The organism is Urbifossiella limnaea, assembly GCF_007747215.1.
Classification (GTDB): Bacteria; Planctomycetota; Planctomycetia; order Gemmatales; family Gemmataceae; genus Urbifossiella; species Urbifossiella limnaea.
The window spans coordinates 3,640,652-3,657,722 of the sequence record NZ_CP036273.1 but is presented as its reverse complement, the minus strand read 5'-3'; the positions used below and the strand labels follow the sequence as shown (position 1 = coordinate 3,657,722).

Annotated in this window: 17 protein-coding genes; 4 read left to right on the top strand and 13 right to left on the bottom strand. The window is 69.0% G+C overall.

Going from position 1 to position 17,071, the window contains the following annotated elements; translation table 11 throughout:
- Nucleotide 1 precedes the first annotated feature (1 nt).
- The 9 genes from ETAA1_RS15010 to ETAA1_RS14970 form a co-directional block, all read right to left on the bottom strand.
- Nucleotides 2–790, bottom strand: coding sequence for a dienelactone hydrolase family protein (locus ETAA1_RS15010; protein WP_145239784.1), 789 nt, complete (start codon nucleotides 788–790; stop codon nucleotides 2–4).
- A gap of 106 nt (nucleotides 791–896) precedes the next feature.
- Nucleotides 897–1,286, bottom strand: a complete 390-nt coding sequence (locus tag ETAA1_RS15005; protein ID WP_145239781.1) for a hypothetical protein — start codon at nucleotides 1,284–1,286, stop codon at nucleotides 897–899.
- 34 nt (nucleotides 1,287–1,320) lie between these two features.
- Nucleotides 1,321–2,877 (bottom strand): SpoVR family protein, encoded by a 1,557-nt coding sequence (locus ETAA1_RS15000; RefSeq protein ID WP_145239778.1) that lies wholly within the window; start codon nucleotides 2,875–2,877, stop codon nucleotides 1,321–1,323.
- Nucleotides 2,878–2,899: 22 nt separating this feature from the next.
- Nucleotides 2,900–4,057: a hypothetical protein gene (locus tag ETAA1_RS14995; protein WP_145239775.1), complete on the bottom strand. Its 1,158-nt coding sequence runs from the start codon at nucleotides 4,055–4,057 to the stop codon at nucleotides 2,900–2,902.
- 9 nt (nucleotides 4,058–4,066) lie between these two features.
- Entirely contained in the window at nucleotides 4,067–5,170 is a 1,104-nt protein-coding gene (locus tag ETAA1_RS14990; RefSeq protein ID WP_145239772.1) for a DUF444 family protein, read from the bottom strand.
- A gap of 155 nt (nucleotides 5,171–5,325) precedes the next feature.
- Complete coding sequence (locus tag ETAA1_RS14985; RefSeq protein WP_145239769.1) at nucleotides 5,326–6,123, bottom strand: TIGR03000 domain-containing protein; 798 nt, start codon at nucleotides 6,121–6,123, stop codon at nucleotides 5,326–5,328.
- A 175-nt stretch (nucleotides 6,124–6,298) separates the two neighbouring features.
- Nucleotides 6,299–7,516, bottom strand: a complete 1,218-nt coding sequence (locus tag ETAA1_RS14980; protein ID WP_145239766.1) for an ABC transporter permease — start codon at nucleotides 7,514–7,516, stop codon at nucleotides 6,299–6,301.
- An 11-nt stretch (nucleotides 7,517–7,527) separates the two neighbouring features.
- Entirely contained in the window at nucleotides 7,528–8,367 is an 840-nt protein-coding gene (locus tag ETAA1_RS14975; RefSeq protein WP_145239763.1) for an ABC transporter ATP-binding protein, read from the bottom strand.
- A gap of 146 nt (nucleotides 8,368–8,513) precedes the next feature.
- Nucleotides 8,514–9,422, bottom strand: a complete 909-nt coding sequence (locus ETAA1_RS14970) for an alpha/beta hydrolase (RefSeq protein ID WP_145239760.1) — start codon at nucleotides 9,420–9,422, stop codon at nucleotides 8,514–8,516.
- Between the two features lie 166 nt (nucleotides 9,423–9,588).
- On the opposite strand from ETAA1_RS14970, the gene ETAA1_RS14965 reads away from it, so the two are divergent.
- A complete protein-coding gene (locus tag ETAA1_RS14965) occupies nucleotides 9,589–10,911 on the top strand; it encodes a DUF1501 domain-containing protein (protein WP_145239757.1) in 1,323 nt (440 codons plus the stop codon).
- A 124-nt stretch (nucleotides 10,912–11,035) separates the two neighbouring features.
- On the opposite strand, the gene ETAA1_RS14960 is transcribed toward ETAA1_RS14965, so the two are convergent.
- The gene (locus ETAA1_RS14960) at nucleotides 11,036–12,190 is read right to left on the bottom strand and encodes a homospermidine biosynthesis protein (RefSeq protein WP_145239753.1); all 1,155 of its coding nucleotides are present in this window, start codon (nucleotides 12,188–12,190) and stop codon (nucleotides 11,036–11,038) included.
- A 52-nt stretch (nucleotides 12,191–12,242) separates the two neighbouring features.
- Nucleotides 12,243–12,851, bottom strand: coding sequence for a molybdenum cofactor guanylyltransferase (gene mobA, locus ETAA1_RS14955; protein ID WP_202920910.1), 609 nt, complete (start codon nucleotides 12,849–12,851; stop codon nucleotides 12,243–12,245).
- Between the two features lie 59 nt (nucleotides 12,852–12,910).
- Between mobA and ETAA1_RS14950 the strand changes: the two genes are divergently transcribed.
- Nucleotides 12,911–14,092: an FAD-dependent oxidoreductase gene (locus ETAA1_RS14950; protein WP_202920909.1), complete on the top strand. Its 1,182-nt coding sequence runs from the start codon at nucleotides 12,911–12,913 to the stop codon at nucleotides 14,090–14,092.
- Between the two features lie 33 nt (nucleotides 14,093–14,125).
- Nucleotides 14,126–14,680, top strand: a complete 555-nt coding sequence (locus ETAA1_RS14945) for a DJ-1/PfpI family protein (protein WP_145239745.1) — start codon at nucleotides 14,126–14,128, stop codon at nucleotides 14,678–14,680.
- A gap of 3 nt (nucleotides 14,681–14,683) precedes the next feature.
- Here ETAA1_RS14945 and ETAA1_RS14940 read toward each other — a convergent pair whose 3' ends face one another.
- Entirely contained in the window at nucleotides 14,684–14,962 is a 279-nt protein-coding gene (locus tag ETAA1_RS14940; protein ID WP_145239742.1) for a hypothetical protein, read from the bottom strand.
- Between the two features lie 292 nt (nucleotides 14,963–15,254).
- Entirely contained in the window at nucleotides 15,255–15,692 is a 438-nt protein-coding gene (locus tag ETAA1_RS14935; RefSeq protein ID WP_145239739.1) for a hypothetical protein, read from the bottom strand.
- A gap of 161 nt (nucleotides 15,693–15,853) precedes the next feature.
- On the opposite strand from ETAA1_RS14935, the gene ETAA1_RS14930 reads away from it, so the two are divergent.
- Nucleotides 15,854–17,029, top strand: coding sequence for a sugar phosphate isomerase/epimerase family protein (locus ETAA1_RS14930; protein ID WP_145239736.1), 1,176 nt, complete (start codon nucleotides 15,854–15,856; stop codon nucleotides 17,027–17,029).
- The last annotated feature ends 42 nt before the right edge of the window (nucleotides 17,030–17,071 follow it).

Genomic DNA, 17,071 nt, shown 5'->3' with positions numbered 1-17,071 from the left:
GTCAGCGCCCGAGCTCCTGTCGGAAGAGTGCGGTCATCCGCTTCCACGAGTCCTCGTCCGCCGCCTTGTCGTACTTCATCCCGGGGTTGCCGACCTTGTCCGCCCCCGGGACGGTGAAGCTGTGGACGACGTTCGGGTAGCCCACGAAGTCGAGCCCCACCTTCGCGCCGCCGAGCGCGGCCTTGAAGTCGGCGACGGCCTTCGCCGGGATGAACGAGTCGGCGTCGCCGTGGCACACGAGTACCTTCGCCTTCACCGCCGTCGCCTCGGCCGCGGTCGGCGTCGGCAGCGCGGCGTGGAACGTGGTCACGGCCTTCAGGTCGGCGCCCGTGTACGCCAGCTGGAGGGCCGTCGAGCCGCCGAGGCAGTAGCCGATGGCGGCGACCTTCCTGGCGTCCACCTGCGGCCGCGAGGTCAGCTGCTTCATCGCCGCCTCGGCCCGGGCGCGCCACGCCCCGACGTTCGCCCGCAGCGTCCCGGCCATCTTCGCCGCGTCCTGCGGGTGGGCGGTGTCGATGACCTTCCCGTCGCCGTACAGGTCGGCGGCGAACGCCACGTAGCCCATCCCCGCCAACTGCTTCGCCCGGTCCTTGGCGTAGTCGTTGAGACCCCACCACTCGGGGAACACGATCACGCCCGGCCGGGTGGCGCTGACCGCGTCGTCGTAGGCGAGGAAGCCCTTGAGCTTGGTGCCGCCGGCCTCGTACTCGACCGTCTCGGTCTTGACCGCGGCCGGGGCCATGTTCGCTCCCAGGGTCAGGGAAAGGATTGCTACGGCGTACCGTATCATCAGTGCCTCCGGATGGGCGAAGGGGTTCGGATGTGATAGGCCGTGGGGTGGAAACGAACAACGCCCGGGGGAGAATCCCGGGCGTCGTGCGGCCGTCGGGTGACGGTCACCCGGCGATGTCGTCGGCGAGCTTGGCGAGAACCTCGTGTGTGAGTGCGAAGGCGACCTGCTCGCGGCCGGGATTCGCCTTCGAGCCGTGGAAGCGGCGGACGACGGCGCGGCCGTCGGCGTGCAGGTTCACCTCGTAGTACGCGAGCGCCGCCCCCTTCGCGCTGGGGGCCGTGCTCCGCAGCACCGCCTCGCCACGGCCGGCATCGACCTCGTGCAGCGTCAGCGGTTCCACGAGCCCGGTGGCGCGCTTCGCCACGGCCGCGGCCCAGTCGCGCAGGGCGGCGGGCTCGGTGGTCGTGACCGCCAACTCCCACACGAGGCACGACAGGGAGTCGGCCTTGTCGGCGGTGAGGTGTACCGTACGGGCGTCGGCGGTGTGGGTCATCGAGTGCCGACCGACCCCGGCCGGCGCCCACTCACTAAGCTTTGGCAGCAGGCTTTCGCTGAGCGTCATCGGTTCCTCCGGTCGGCTGCTGGGTGTGGTCGGTGCCGTCGAAGCACAGCACCGTCGGCTTCCCGTCCAGTACCGTCTCCAGGCACACCGGCCGCGACCACAGGTACTGCAGGTTCACCAGCGTGTCGCGGGCCTCGTCCAATTTTAAGTCTACCCCGTTGTGGTCGTGCCGCAACAGCAGTTCGCCGCGGTTGTGGTGGTTGCCGTCCACGACGTAGATCCACGGCTTCCCGAAGTTGGTCAGGCTGTGGAGGAGCCGCTGCTTCACCTTCTGGAACTCGCGGCTCTCGATGACGTAGTTCTTCGTCGGGTCCTGGTAGTTGAACGAGAACAGCCGGTGCTCCTTGCAGAACTCGGGCGTCAGGAAGGTGTCGATGAAGGTGATGTCGTTGTGGACGCGCCGCACCTCGAAGATCTTCTTGCGGCCGAGGCCGAGCTGCTTGTCCCAGGTGCGCTTCTTGTCCATGTCGTCGCAGTCGTCGTACTCGGGGCCGAACTGGCCCATGTTCCAGCGCCGCTCCACGTCGCGCAGCAGCTCGATGCCGAGCTTGTAAGGGTTGAGCCGGCGCGAGCTGGTCGCCATCGTGCCGGAGTGGTGGTCGGCGTAGTCGATGACCTCGCTCGGCTGCAGCACCTTCTGCGTCATGATGGTGCTGTGCCAGTACGAGGCCCAACCCTCGTTGAGAATCTTCGTCTGCCCCTGGGGGTGGAAGTAGTACGCCTCGTCGCGGATGATGCTGAGCACGTCGCGCTGCCAGTTCTTGAGCGGGGCGTGCTCGATGAGGAACAGCAGCACGTCCTTCTCCGGCCGCTCCGGGAAGTGCGCCACCCGCTGGTCCTGGAGCTTCTTCCGCTCCTCTTCGGCGGCCCGCAGTTGGTCGCGCGGGTTCACGAACTCGTCCATGTACCCCTTCGACTTGAACCGCGTCGGCCGATCGTCGGCGTCGTCGCCGTCCTTCGGGGCGAAGTCGTACTTCGAGTGGTCGTCGCGGCGGCGGATGGCGACGGAGTGGATGTCGATCAGGTCGTCGACGGACATGCAGCGGTCGACGAACGCCTCGACCTCGTCCTCGCCGAACCGCTCGGCGTACCCGCGGATGCGGGCGGCGTGGTTGGCGATCTCGTCCATCATCTTCCGCGTGGTGTGGCCGAAGTACGCGTTGCACTTGAAGAAGTCGCAGTGGCCGTACACGTGGGCCATCACCAGCTTCTGGTCCACGGTGTGGTTGCACCGCATCAGGTAGGCGTAGCACGGGTCGTTGTTGATCACCATCTCGTAAATCTTCGACAGGCCGTACTCGTAGCTCTTTTTCAGCTCCTCGTACTGCATCCCGAACGACCAGTGCGGGTAGCGCGTGGGGAAGCCGCCGTACGCGGCGATCTCGTTCAGGTCGTCGGCGTCCACGACCTCGAAGATGGTCTCGTAGAAGTCGAGGCCGTAGCCGCGGGCGTACCCCTCGATCTCGTCCTTGAGCACCCGGAGGTGGGCGGGGAGGTTCGTGTTGTAGAACCCGAGGTTCATCGGCGGCCCTCCGGCCGGGTGGTCAATTCAGAAAGCCGTTGTTCACGAACAGCCACAGGAAGTAACCCTGGGCGGGCAGCGCCGCGATCAGCCACGCTACCCGCATCATACGCGACCGCCCCAGTAGCTCGCCAAGCTCGAAAGCCGCCGGGAAGCTCGTTAGCACGATCCGCTCGATGCTGAGTGTCGTCCCGGTGCTGAGCGCCTGCCCGACGGGGATGAGAATGAGGCACCCCCACAGCGGCCCACGCTTCACCCAGCCGCGGATGCCGAGCGCGAGCGTGCCGAACAGCGCGATCGGCTTCACGACGGGAAACGGCCGTTCCCACTGCCCGAGTTCCTGGACGGCTTGCAGTAGCGCCCGCCCGACCCCGCCGAGGCTCGGCGACTCGCGGCCCCACGCGGCGTGGGCTTTGAAGTGTGCAAACGGGTCACCGAGCGCCAGCCACAGGTAGCCGACGAGGACCGCGGCGCCCGCCGCGGTCGCGGCAGAAACCAGCCACGCCCCACGAGACGGCCAACGACGTGCCAGCATCGCCTCGACGAACAGCCCGATCGGGAACGCGACCGCCGTGAGCCGAGCCGTCGCCGCGATCAAGCCTGAGAGCCCGGCGAGGGCGGGCCTTCGGTCGTACCAAGCCAACAGGCCGCCAGCCGCGGCGAGGAGGTACAGCGATTCCTGGTACGGGGCCGAGAAGTAGAACGCGAACGGGTATGTCGCCAGTACGCCACACCCGAGCCAGACAGTCCGGTGGCCCCCGGTGACACGAAGCGCGGCCCTTCCGGCGCAGGCCGAGCCCGCGACGAACGCGACGTTCGGAATCACCACGCCGGCGAGGACCGGGTTCACGCCGACGGTCGCGGCGAGCGCGATCAGCGCCGGCAGCAAGGGGAGGAATCCGGCGTTCGGCCCTTCGCCCTCAGCCGGCGGGTGGTAGCCGTCGCGGGCGATGGCGAGGTAGAAGCCGGCGTCGAAGCGGACCCACGGTTCGAGCCAGGGCACAGGCCCGGCCAGGACTTCCGCACGGAAGGCGAGTTGGTCGGCGGTCCAATGTGGGCCTGCGGCGGCGGGGGCGAGAAAGAGGCCGGCGGTGAGGGTGAGGACGCGTGAGACGAGCGCGAAGAGGGCGAGGCGCCCCCACGTCGGGGCGTACCAGTTCTCGGATTCGGGGCGGGGCATAGACATCGATTACCGCCCCGTCTTCAGGAATTCCTTGATGCTGCCGAGGATGGCCTCGCGGTCGGGGACGCGGCTCACCACCACGTTCTCGTGAGCGTCCACCAGTTCGTGGACGTGCTCGTAGAACTCGCCGCTGCCGTACGGCGACTCCACCTGCCCGTACCCGAACAGGTTCAGCTTCGGGAGCAACTGCTCCGTCAGGAGCGCCAGGCACTTCGGCACGTCGTCGCCCCAGTTGTCGCCGTCCGAGAAGTGGAACGCGTACACGTTCCACTCCGACGCCGGGTAGCGGGCGTCCACGATCTTGTTGCACAGCTCGTAGGCCGAGCTGATCTTCGTGCCGCCGCTCTCCCGGGTGTGGTAGAACGTCTGCTCGTCCACCTCCGCGGCCACCGCGTCGTGGATGATGTAGACCGTCTCCACGCCCGAGTAGTGCTTCTTGATCCAGGTGTCGATCCAGAACGACTCGATCCGCACGATCTCCTTCTGCTCGTCGGTCATGCTGCCGGAGACGTCCATCATGTACACCACGCACGCCACCGCGTCCGGCTTGGGAACCTCCTTCGCGCTGCGGTACTGCTTGTCCTCCCGCACCGGCACCACCACCGGGTTCCCGGGGTCGTAGGTGCCGGCAGAAATCTGCCGTTTCAGGGCGCGCTTGTAGGTCCGCTTGAAGTGCCGCAGGCCCTCCGGGCCGACGTTGCGGATGCTCGTGTACTTGTCCTTCTGCGTCACGACATTCTTCTTGCCCCGCGGCTCGATCCGCGGCAGGGCCAGCTCCTCGCCCAAAATCTCGGCCAGTTCCTCCATCGTGAGGTCGACTTCGAGGATGTGGCCGCCGGGGGAGTCGCCGGCCTGCGGGTCGCCGTCGTCGTCCTGCGGGCGCGTCAGCGGCTGGCCCGGCTGCCCCTCGCCGACGCCGACCCCGCCGGAGCCCTTCTGCCCGTACCGGAACTGCGGCAGGTTAATCGACGGGACTGGGATCGACACCAGGTCGTTCCCCTTCTTGCCGATCATCTCGCCGCGGCTGATGTACTTCGACAGGTTGCTCTTCACCTTGCCGCGTACCAGCTTCCGGAAGCGCTGCAGGTCTTGCTCGATCTTCTGTCCCACGGGGAGCCGCCTGGGTTGTAGGGTTCCGATCCCTCTACCCCAATCGTACCAGACGCGGAGCGGCAAAGTGAAGCGGAGGCGCACGACGAGAGGGGTTCGGCAAACGGAAAAGCCCACCGGTTGCAACCGGTGGGCTTCGCCCGGATCGAGTCGGCTTAGCGCCCGGCGACGGTCGCCGGGTCGGTCACGGCGGCGAGCAGCCGCGGGAACGTCTCCACCAGGTCGGCCCCGGCGGTCACGACCACCCGCTTCTCCTCGGTCACCGTCTGGCCGTTCACCACGACCTCGGCCCGCACGTCGTAGAAGTAGCGCTGGCCGGCCTGGAGCGGCGGCGTGTAAAAGGCCCGGTCGGCCCCCTGCCCCGCGACGCGGTTACCGTCCACGAACAGGGCCGCGGTCGGCGGCAGCTGGAACCGCAGGCTGGCCCCGTCCTTGCCGGCGCCACCGCTCTTCGGGAGCGGGTTGGTCTTCGGCGCGGGCTCCGACATCGGGGCCGCCGGCGCGGTTTCGACCGGGATCACGACGGCCGGTGGGGCGTAGCCGGCGCTGCCGTAGCTCGAGCCCCAGCAGCCGTAGCCGCCGCCGTACACGGTGCCCCAGCAGCCGGCCGCCGACGGGCCGTAGCTGACGGTGCCGTGACACCCACCCCACGCCGCGTACGCCGACGAGCCGAAGCACGCCCAGCCGCCGCAGCAGCCCGAGCTGTAGCCGCCGCAGCAGCCGCTGCTGTGCTTGTGACGATGGAACAGCCCGCCGCGGCCGCCACAGCAGCCGGCCGAGTAGCTGCCGGTGCACGAACCCCAGCAGCCGACCGAGTAGCTGCCGGTGCAGCCGACCGCCACCCCGCCGCAGCACCCCGCCGCGACCGGAGCGGCGACCACGACCGGCGTGTGGTCCGCGGCCGGCGCGACCGGCCCGCCCGTCGTAGCCGCCATAAGAACGATGCTGTACATCCCGTTGCCCTCCTCATTCCGTGATTCACGGGCCGGCGCGCGTCTGCGCACCGACCGCCCCCGCGGTGAGGATAGTAGTTCTGGGCAAAATGGGGGTCAAAGGGAAAGTGCGGGAAATGGTGCGGTCGTACCGGTCGGGCCGGCGTTACGACCGTCACAGCCGCACCGACGCAGCCTACTGCCAGCCCCGACGACGGAAAAGCCACCCGGCCGCGGTCAGCCAGATTACCGCGAGCAGTATCGCCCCGCCGAGGTGCCCCCAGTGTCCGCTGTGAACCTCGCCGGCGAGTGAGGCGTGCAGGATGCGTGGCCCGTGGTACTCGACCGCCAGGTACGGCAGGAACGGAATGCCGTTCGTGGCGCAGATGAGCAGCAACATCGACACCGAGAGCAGGTAGCACATGCCGCCGAGGAACGCGGCCCGCTGCGTCTTCGCCAGCGTGGCGACGGTCATGCCAATTCCGAGGAACCCGCCGGCGACGGCGAACAACGCCAGCCAGAAGAACAGGCTTTGAAGAATCGCAACCTTGTAGACGCCGGCGATGATCGCCGCAAGGATGATTCCCGCCGTGGGGTAGAAGAAGAACTTCGCCGCCACGATCTCCGCCGGCGACGCCGGGGACAGCGCCTGCGCCAGCAGCACGCCGCGCTCGCGCTCCTCACAATTCAGCGTCGGCAGCAGGTATACACACGAGAAGTACAGGGCGAACACCACCATCCCGGTGGCGATCGCGGCGCGGAAGTCGAGCACTTTACCGCCGAGCCCCTTGCGGTCGATCACCAAATCGGGGATCAGCGGCCGCGCCTCGTCGGTCCCGCGGGCGGCCTCGACGCGCTCCTGCAAGCGGACGTGCGCCTCCGTCACGAGCCACGTCCCGCCGGCTGCGAAATCGGGGTCGGCGGGCACGTCCGCCCCGGGCAGCGTCTTGCGGGCCTCGGCGGCGAAGTAGCGGCGCGTCTCTTTCCAGAACCACGCCTCGTAGGGCGCCAGCGCCAGCGGGTCGCCCTCGGGGTGCCAGATGTCCGCCTTCACGGCCGGGCGGCGCTCCGGGGCCAGCGTGTCCTGCCGCAACTGGATCGCGCCCGTGCCCGGCGGGTAGACGATGACCGCGTTGATGGTGTCGGCATTCGCCAGTTCACGGAACTGCACCTTCAGGTCGGTCGGCTTGTTGTCCTGGAGATGCTTCACGAGCGGCGTCGAGCGGTCGAACTCGACGAAGCAGTGGTGGACGCCGCCGACCATGCCGGTGCCGCTGGCGGTTTCTTCCGGCGCGAACACGGACAGCAGCACGGCGGACGCCACGAGAAGGACGGCGAGTACGATGCCGCCGCGGTTGGCGACGTGCCGCTGCGCCTCCTTCGTCACCAGCGCGTGGATCACGTACGGACGCATCGGCGACCCCGCTACTCGAACGCCTGCCCGGTCAGCTTCAGAAACGTGGCGTGGAAGTCGAACTCGCGCGTCCGCAAGGTGGCGACGCCGCCGGCCGTGACGAGCGCGGCCAGGGCGCGGCGGCCGGCTTCGGCGTCCAGGTCGAAGACGACGCGCTCGCCGTCCGGGCGCGTCACGTCGACCATCCGCTCGGTGTGGGCCTGCTTGAGCGTCAGCGGCGAATCCAGCGCCACGAGCTTGCCGCGGCAGACGATGCCGACGCGGTCGCAGATGCGTTCGACCTCGTCCATGTCGTGCGTCGTGAGGACGATCGTGGCGCCGTGCTTTACCCGCTCGCGCAGGATGCGGTGCACCACCTCGGCCGAGTGGATGTCGAGGTTCGCCGTCGGCTCGTCGAGGTACAGCACCTGCGGCTCGTGGAGCAGAGCCCGCGCCAGCAGCAGCTTCTTCCGCATCCCCAGCGAGTAGCCGCGGACGGGCAGGTCGGCGACCTCGCCGAGCTCGACCATCTCGAGGCACTCGAGCGCCCGGCGACGGGGGACGCCGTACAGGCGGCCGAAGAATTCGAGGTTGCGGCGGCCGGTGAATTCCTCGAAGTGGTTCTCGCGGTCGGGCACGTAGCCGAAGATCGGCTTCACCTTCGCCCACTCGCGGACCACGTCGAACCCGCCGACGGTGACGCTGCCGGCGGACGGCCGCCGCTGGCCAATGAGGACGCGGATGGTGGTGGACTTGCCGGCGCCGTTCGGGCCGAGGAGGCCGAACAGCTCGCCGCGGCGGATGTCGAGGTCGAGCCCGTCCACGGCCGCGAACGAGCCGTAGAGCACGCGCAGGCCGGACAGGCGAATCATGGCGTCGCTGTTTCCCACGCCACAGGTATAGGACACGCTGCAAATGGGGCTTGAGTTGGGGAATGACCAAATCCCAGTGACCCACCAATGACCAAGGAAGACGATTGCATTCTCCCCTTGGTCATTGGTGGGTCACTGGGATTCGGTCATTTCGGCAGAGGCGCGGCGACGAGCAGTCCGCGCGAGCGCATCCACTCCGCGAGCCGGTCCGGCCACGTCGCCACCGACGGCTCGCCGCCGGTCCACTTCGGGTCGCGGCCGAGCCCGACGCCGTGGCGGCCCTTCTCGTAGATGTGGAGCTCGCACGGCACCCCCGCCGCCTTGCACGCCAGGTAGAACCGTACCGGGTTGTCGGCCAACACGGACTTGTCCTCGCTCGTGTGGAAGAGGAACGTCGGCGGCGTGTCCTTCGTCACCTGCTTGTCGTTGCTCAGGTGCTCGACCAGCTTCGCGTCCGGGTTGGCCCCCAGCAAGTTGTTGCGGCTGCCGCCGTGCGTCACGCCCTTCTCCATCGAGATGACTGGGTAGGCGAGGATGGCGAAGTCTGGCCGGCAGCTCGCGCCGTCGATCGGGTCGCCCTTCTTCCCGGCGTCGAAGTGTGTGGCCGCGGAGCTCGCCAGGTGCCCGCCGGCCGAGAACCCCCAGATGCCGACTCGGCCCGGGTTCACCCCGTACTCCGCAGCCTTCGACCGCACGAGCCGGATGGCCCGCTGCGCGTCCTCCAGCGGGGCCGGGTGGAGCGGGCCTGGCCGGTCCTTCGCCACGATGCGGTACTTCAGAACGAATGCCGTCACGCCGAGGCCGTTCAGGAACTCGGCGGCCTGCTTCCCCTCGTGGTCGTCGGCGAGGAAGCCGTAGCCGCCGCCGGGGCAGATCACGACGGCGGTGCCGTTCGCCTTCCCGGCCGCGGGGCGGAACACGGTGACGTGCGGCTTGTCGGCCAGACTGTCGCCGACGGCGTGCGGCGCCTTCCCCTCCCAGAGAGCCACGATGGGCGGGTTCGTCTGGGGTTGGGCCGGCAAGAGTGAGGCGAGCAGGAGAGGGGCGGACAGCATGACGGACTCCGAGGACGAGCGGGCACCGGGCGACATCCTAGCCGGCGGGCCGGCCGGTCGTCTCGATTTTTCGGTTGACAACCGGGAAACGGGACGTGATGCTTCGAGGTGACGGATTCTTTCCGTCCCCCGCCTCCGCCCCCGTCCCGGCCTCGGACCCGTTCCCATGCTGAACCTCCGCACCGGCACAACCGCCGACTGCACCGGTCTGTCGCGCCGCTCGTTCCTGCAGGTCGGCGGGCTCGCCGCGTTCGGCCTCGGCCTGCCGGCGTACCTCCGTGCCAAGTCTCAAGCTCCGGCCGCGGCGCGGGCCAAGAAGTGCATCCTGCTGTGGATGCAGGGCGGCCCCAGCCACCACGACAGTTTCGACCCCAAGCCCGACGCCCCGGCCGAGGTCCGCGGCGAGTTCGGCACCGTCCCGACCACGCTCCCCGGCGTCCGCTTCGCCGACCCGCTGCCGATGCTCGCGCGGCAGTCCGACCGCCTCGCCGTCATCCGCGGGCACGACCCGCAGAACGGCTCGCACGGCGTCGCGGACCACCTGATGATGAGCGGCCACAAGTTCAACCCGTCGCTCCCCTTCCCCACGTTCGGCTCGGTGGTGGCGAAGGAGCGCGGCTACGTCAACGGGATGCTCCCGTTCGTGCAGCTCGGCCGGGCCGTGGACCGCCGCTTCAACGGCGGCGTCGCCGGCTTCCTCGGCGACGAGTTCAACCCGTTCGAGGTCCACGAAGACCCGAGCGCCGCGGTGTTCCGCGTCCGCGACCTGAGCGTCGGCACCGACGCCGAGCGCGCCCGCCTCGACCGCCGCTACGGGATGCTGGCCGAGTTGGAGAATTATCAGCGGGCCGCGGAGAACGACCCCGGCGTGCTACGGGCGCGCGACGAGTTCTACGAGCGCGCCCACGGGATCATCACGAGCCCCGCGGCGAAGCGGGCCTTCGCGGTGAACGAGGAACCCGAGCGCGTCCGCGAGCGGTACGGCAAGAACATGTTCGGCCAGCAGTGCCTGCTGGCCCGCCGGCTGGTCGAGGCCGGGGTGCAGTTCGTGACCGTGACCGACGGCGGCTGGGACACGCACACCAACAACTTCCGCAGCCTCAAGGACCGGCTGCTGCCGCGGGTCGATCGCGGGTTGTCGGCGCTGCTCGACGACCTGGCCGCGCGCGGGCAGCTGGACGACACGCTGGTGGTGTGGTTCGGCGACTTCGGCCGCACCCCGAAGGTGAACCCGACCGCCGGCCGCGACCACTGGAGCACGGCCGGTTGTGCCCTGATGGCTGGCGGCGGCCTGAAAGTGGGCCAGGTGGTGGGCCGGACGAACGCCCTCGGCGAGTACGTGACGGACAACCCGGTCCGCCCTAGCGACATCGCCGCGACGATCTACACGACGCTGGGCGTAAACCTGCACACGTGGTACCGGGCGCAGGACGGCCGGCCGATCGAGCTGTGCCCCGAGGGGAAGCCGGTGCGGGACTTGGTCGGGTAAGGCGGGTTGGCCGCAAAAAGGCACAAAAGACACAAAATAAGAACAAATTGCAATCAGAATAAATTTCCTAATTTATGTCTGATCAATTTTGTGTATTTTGTGCTTTTTTGCGGCCAACCCGTATTCACCCTTCGCGCTTCGCCCGCGTCTCGGCGTAGCCCGCTTCCAGGCCCGTCATCAGCGCCGGCAGTTTGTCCATCAGCCGCTTCAGCGGCCGCTTCTCGACGCGGGTCAGCGTGTACGCCGTGAGCAGCGGCAGCGCGATCGTCGAATCGACATAACACGTCACCGAGTCGGGGAGCTTGTCCGGGTCCACCTTGCCCCAGGTCATTGCTTCGCTCGGCGTCGCGCCGCTCAGGCCGCCGGTGTCCGGGCGGGCATCGGTGAACTGAAGGAAGTAGTCGTGCCCGGCCTCGGCCAGACCCAACACCTCCTGAATCTGCGGCTCCGTTTGCAGCATGAAGTTCTTCGGGCTGCCGCCGCCGAGAATTAGCACCGAACTCGTTCCGCCGCTCACCTTCGCGTCCCACACCAGCGCCGCCGACTGGTTCACGTCGCGGAGCGGGTCGATCCGCAGGGCCGAGCCCTCCAGCGACAGCGCGGCCAGGTTCATGCCGATGGAGCTGTCGCCGGGCGAGCTGGTGAACGCCGGCACGCCGGCCCGGTAACACGCAGCCAACAGGCTCTTGCCGCGGCGGCCGGTTTGGTCCTCGCGCTCGGCCAGATACTTGCCGACGAGGTGGTGGAACTCGGCCGTGCCGAAGGTGTGCTGGAAGGCGTCGCCGCGACACAGCGTGCGGAAGAAGGCGTCGGTGCCGAGCAGGTTCTCGTAATCGAAGATGATGTCGTAGATGCGGATGACCTGATTCTCGCGCAGCTCGTGGTCCGGGAGGTTCGGGCCGGCCTGAAACAGGTCCATGCCGAGGGCGTAGTGCGTGTCGTGGTACAGGTTCGCCCCGGTGCTCACGATCCAGTCGATGTACCCGGCCTCGACCAGCGGGACGAGGCAACTCATGCCGAGCCCGGCCGGCGTCAGGGCGCCGCTGAGCGCGAGGCCGACGGTGCCGTTGTCCGCGAGCATCTTGCGGGCGAACAGCTGACACCCCTCGCGGAGGCGGCCGCCGTTGTACGACAGGAACGCCGCGTCGATGAGATCGGCAACCCCGGCCCCGGCGGTGACGGCGGGCGGGTCGATCTTCTGCCGGCTGATGCGGTGGAGGAACTGCTTGTTGGCGTCAGTGCCGGCGTGGCGGTCGTAGTGCGGCTTGTGCGGGTGCATCGGGGCTCGGCGTCGTGGGAACGGACGCGGAGATTGTAGCAGCCGGCCGCACTCACGGCGGGCCGAGTTCGGACAGAAGTCGGGCATACTCGTCGGGCGTGTTGACGTTGCGGAGCGACCGCAGCTGCGGATCGATGTCTGCCAACTCGGACGGAGTGACGAGGCGGGTGGGAACGTGTTCGAAGAGTGCGCCGAGCCGCAGCCGCCCGGCCGCGAGCAGCGCCCGCACCTCCGCCAGCACAGCGACGGCGTACACCCCCGGGAGCGGGCGTGGGATGTCGTCCGTGACGGTCACACACGTCGAAGCGTCGGCTCGAATCTCGACGAGTCTTCGGAGGACCGCGGACGAGAGGAGCGGGCAGTCGCACCCGGTCACGACCGCGGCGTCCGCCCGGCCGGCGAGCGCCGCGAGTCCCGCTGCGAGCCCCTGAAGCGGCCCGTTTCCCTCGGCCTCGTCGCGGACCACCGCAACGCCGTCGGGTAGCGTCGGCAACTCCTGCCCCGCCGCGGCCACGACGACGACCGGGTCGCCGACCGCCGATACGACCCGCAGAACGCGCAGCAGCATCGGCTCGCCGCCGACCGGGAGCCAACACTTCGGCCGGCCCATCCGCGACGACAGTCCTCCGCACAGGACGATTCCGCCGGTCCGCGTTCGCATCGTCACCGGCCCTCGGGTACGCTGGGGCATCCTACCATCGGCAGCGTCCGGAGTCGCCCGTGGCCGGTCCGTATCGCGTCGCCGTCGTCGGGGCCGGGGTCGCTGGCACGGCCACCGCCTTCCTGCTGGCCCGCGACGGGCACCACGTCACGCTGCTCGAACAGGTTGCCGACCCGGGGCCGATCGGGGCGGGTATCTTGCTTCAGTGTTCCGGCCAGGAAGTGCTGCGGCGCCTCGGCGTCCTCGACGAGGTGCTGGCGCACGCGGCCGAGCTCCAAGAACTGCACGCCCGCCACCTGTCCGGCGGCACGCTGATCCGCACCCGCTACCCGGAACTGGACCCGAGTTGCCGGGCCTACGGCGTCCACCGCGGCGTGCTGTTCCAAACCCTATACCGGCTCCTGCCGACACAACCCCTCGACGTGCGAGTCGGCTGTGAAGTCGTGGGCCGGCTGCGATCGTCGGACGGCGAGTTCGTCCAGGACCGCAGCGGCGGGCGGCACGGGCCGTTCGATCTGGTGGTGATCGCCGACGGCTCGCGTTCCCGGCTGCGGCAGGTGTTCGGCTTCCGAGCCCGCGTCCACCGCTACGCCCACGGCACGCTGTGGGTCACCGGACCGTCCACGGCGGTGCGCGGCAAGCTGCTCCAGGTCGTCCGTGGCTGTCGCCAGTTGCTTGGGTTGCTGCCGCTCGGCGACGGCCTGTGTTCGCTCTACTGGGGGCTGCCGGTCCGCGACTTCGAGCGGGTGAAGGCGGGGAAGTTGGAGCCGCTCAAGGACGAGATCCGCGCGTTCGCCCCCGAGGCCACCGAGTTGCTCGATTTCGTTCACGACACGGAGCAACTCCTCTTCACCGGCTACCAGCACGTGTGGGTGCGCCGCCGGCACGACGACCGCGTCATCCTCATCGGCGACACCGCCCACGCGATGAGTCCGCACCTCGGCCAGGGAATCAACCTCGCCCTGGTGGACGCCTGGCGGCTAGCGGCCTGCCTGCGAGAACAGCCGTCACCCGCCGCCGCGTTTCGAGCGTTCTCGCGGCTGCAACGCGAGTACCTCCGCTACTACAGCGTCGTGACGTACCTGCTGTCGCCGTTCTTCCAATCCGACTGGCCAATTCTCGGCTGGGGCCGCGACATCGCCCTGCCGGTGATGCCGCTCGTGCCGTGGGTGAAGCACCAAATGCTGCTCACGGTGACCGGGCAGAAGGGCGGCTTCTTCCGGGGCCGGATGACCGTCTAGAATCACCGGACAACCCCACTTCGGAGACGACCCGTGCCGCAAATCCTGCTCGTCATCGGCGACGCCGCCGAGGTGCTCGACACGTTCTACCCGCTCCACCGGCTCCAGGAAGAGGGGTACACGGTCCACGTCGCCGGGCCGGAGAAGCGACTGTACCACCTCGTGCTTCACGAGCGGCCGCCGGGCTGGGACATCACCGAGGAGCGGCCCGGCTACCACCTCGCCGCCGACGTGGCCTTCCGCGAGGTGGACCCGGCCTCCTACGCCGGGCTGGTGATCAGCGGCGGCCGCGCCCCGGAGTACCTCCGTTACGATACCGACCTGCTGAACCTGACGCGGGCGTTCTTCGCGGCGAACAAGCCGGTGGCGAGCGTGTGCCACGGCATCGAGATCGTGGCCGCGGCAGACGTGATCCGCGGCCGGGAGGTGACGACGGTGGCGAAGTGCAAACTGGACGCGGAGTTCTCGGGCGGCAAGTATGTGGACCGCGAGGTGGTGGTCAGCGGCAACCTCGTCACCGCCCGCACCTGGCACGACAACCCGGCGTGGATGCGGGCGTACATCCGGCTGCTGAAGGAGTCGCGGTAGCGGTCACCACATCCACGGCAGAAAGCGCGACTCGCCCGGCTGGAACGGAAAGAAAGGCCCAGTTTCGTCGTCAGCCGGGGGCAGGAGTTCGTCGCCGGGGTACGGCGCGGAGCCGGGCGAGCGCGGCGTCGTGGGCGGGACGTAGTACGCCGACACGACCCCGCGCCGCGACACGAGCAGCGGGTTGTAAGCGACCGACGGCGGGGCGAAGTCGGCCGGCGGAATGAGGAGGGGGAACGGCGGCGGGATTCCGGGGTTGAACGCGGCCGGGTTGTTCGGCACGCCCGGATTCGGCAGCGGTACGAACGCGGGCGCCCGTGCCTGTCGAGGCTGGAATCGCGTACCTGGCGAAACCGACGGAAGTATCGACATCCCCGCGAACGGGTTCACGCCACGGGCGGCGGGCGCGGTGGACTGGGTCTGGTACGCTCCGCCAGCAACCTGCGGTTGCAGGCCCGAACCGCCGGGACCGACCACGCGCGGCGTCGCTTGCTGGGCTGCCGCGGTAGTCCCCGCGACCAGCGCGAGGGCGACGGACAGGGCGTGTGATCGCGTCATGACCGGTCCTCTCGGCCTACACTTCCGCGCCACACTCAACGGCCCTCGCGGCGCGCCGTTGGCGCGCCAGTAATACGATCGCGCCTCCACACATCGACACCAGCGCGCCCTCGCCGAGTGCCCACCACCACGCGAATCCGGCCGACCAGTCCGTCCAGCCGACGGCGACACCGAGGCCCACGTGGGACCAGCCGAGGACGCGGGCCAGCGGCCGATAGCGACGCACGTCGAGCGACACGGCCACGACCATCGCCCCGTGAACGGCGTACAGCGCCGACAGGTGCCGCGCCAGGTACTCGACGATCCGACCGGTCGGTAGTGGGCCGAGGCCGAGGACGCGGTCGTGTACGGCCTCCATCCAGCCGAGCGGGGCGACGACGAAGACGACCGCGGCCAGCTCGGCGGCGCCGAGGAGGCGGAGGAGGAACGTGAGGCTGGCGTCGGACGCGGACATGGGGCTTGGATAGAAGTCGCCGGGTACGCGGCTACTCTGAAGCGACCCACGGTATTCGCGTCATCATTCGCGCCTGCGGTTGCTTGCCGCGCAAGGCTTCGGCCGTAGAGTCTGCCCTGAACCCGTTCGCGACCACCACCCGCCTTCCGGAGGCTCTCCCCATGGGGTTCCGTCAGACCGCGCAGCACAAGAACGGTAAGGGCTCGTTCCACCAGATCGGCCTCGTACGCGGCCAGTTCGGCAACGTGCCGGAAGGCCCGTGGATCAAGTTCCTCCAGGACGCCGGGTTCGACGGTTGGGAAGAGGCCAGCTGGGAGCTCGACCTGCGCCGCTGCGACACCGACGCCGGGGCCGCCGCCTACGCCAAGGAACGGGTCGCCATCGCCAGGCAGCACGGGCTCGAAATCTTCACCGTGGCCACGCACCTCCAGGGGCAGGTACTCGGCGACGAACCGAGCTGCAAGACGCTGAACTTCTGCAGCGGCAAGGGTGAGGCGAAGGCCGCGTACAAGGCGTGGCGCGCCGCCGGGAACAAACCACCGCGGACCGACCCGTACTTCGTGCCCGAGAGCGTCGGCAAGCTCGTCCACGCCGAGGCGCTGAAGGACCTTCAGGCGTGCGTCCGGTACGCCGGCCACCTGAGCAAGCTGCAGGACCGCAAGGTGGCGCTGCCCGGCTTCGTCGGCAGTCCGGCGAACTGCTGGAGTCACTGGTTCCTGTTCCCGCCGCTGCCCGGGAACATCGAGGGCTACGACCTGCCGGACGTGCGGCAGCTGAGCCTCGAACTGCTGGTCGAGCGGTTCGCGCCGGTGTGGGACCTCTGCAAGCAGTACGGCATCACCTTCGACCTGGAGTGCCACCCGAGCGAGCGGGCGATGGGCGACATCGAGAGCGCGTCGGATTACATCTCGCACATGTGCAAGGCCGGCTACGAGGGCGTCGTCGGGTTCAACCTCGACGGCTCGCACATGGAGTGGCAGAACGTGTCGGTCATCGACTTCATTCGCGAGTTCAAGGAGTTCATCCACTGCGCCCACGTCAAGGGCGTGTGGGTGGCGCGCGAACACTGCCGCGCCGGCCGGCTCGGCGGGCACCGGCCGATGGGCCACTGGACCAACGGCTGGAACTTCGTGACCGCCGGCACGGCCCGCGACGCGAACAGCCTGGAGGACATCTTCATCGAGCTGAACCGGGTCGGGTTCGACGGGGCGGTGTCGATCGAGTGGGAGGACAACGACGCCGACCAGTTCGCGGGGGCGAAGGCGGCGCTGGGCAACTGCCGCCGCGCCGACCTGCCGCCGAGCGGCATGAAGCACGACGAGATGCTGAAGGGGTAACGCGGCGTTCGACGCCCCCCGCCGCGGCGGGGGGCTTGTCGG

Bases quoted from the DNA above. Each gene is read 5' to 3' on its own strand.
- ETAA1_RS15010 (WP_145239784.1), bottom strand. From the start codon at position 790: ATGATACGGTACGCCGTAGCAATCCTTTCCCTGACCCTGGGAGCGAAC.
- ETAA1_RS15005 (WP_145239781.1), bottom strand. From the start codon at position 1,286: ATGACCCACACCGCCGACGCCCGTACGGTACACCTCACCGCCGACAAG.
- ETAA1_RS15000 (WP_145239778.1), bottom strand. From the start codon at position 2,877: ATGAACCTCGGGTTCTACAACACGAACCTCCCCGCCCACCTCCGGGTG.
- ETAA1_RS14995 (WP_145239775.1), bottom strand. From the start codon at position 4,057: ATGCCCCGCCCCGAATCCGAGAACTGGTACGCCCCGACGTGGGGGCGC.
- ETAA1_RS14985 (WP_145239769.1), bottom strand. From the start codon at position 6,123: ATGTACAGCATCGTTCTTATGGCGGCTACGACGGGCGGGCCGGTCGCG.
- ETAA1_RS14980 (WP_145239766.1), bottom strand. From the start codon at position 7,516: ATGCGTCCGTACGTGATCCACGCGCTGGTGACGAAGGAGGCGCAGCGG.
- ETAA1_RS14975 (WP_145239763.1), bottom strand. From the start codon at position 8,367: ATGATTCGCCTGTCCGGCCTGCGCGTGCTCTACGGCTCGTTCGCGGCC.
- ETAA1_RS14970 (WP_145239760.1), bottom strand. From the start codon at position 9,422: ATGCTGTCCGCCCCTCTCCTGCTCGCCTCACTCTTGCCGGCCCAACCC.
- ETAA1_RS14965 (WP_145239757.1), top strand. From the start codon at position 9,589: ATGCTGAACCTCCGCACCGGCACAACCGCCGACTGCACCGGTCTGTCG.
- ETAA1_RS14960 (WP_145239753.1), bottom strand. From the start codon at position 12,190: ATGCACCCGCACAAGCCGCACTACGACCGCCACGCCGGCACTGACGCC.
- mobA (WP_202920910.1), bottom strand. From the start codon at position 12,851: ATGCGAACGCGGACCGGCGGAATCGTCCTGTGCGGAGGACTGTCGTCG.
- ETAA1_RS14935 (WP_145239739.1), bottom strand. From the start codon at position 15,692: ATGTCCGCGTCCGACGCCAGCCTCACGTTCCTCCTCCGCCTCCTCGGC.
- ETAA1_RS14930 (WP_145239736.1), top strand. From the start codon at position 15,854: ATGGGGTTCCGTCAGACCGCGCAGCACAAGAACGGTAAGGGCTCGTTC.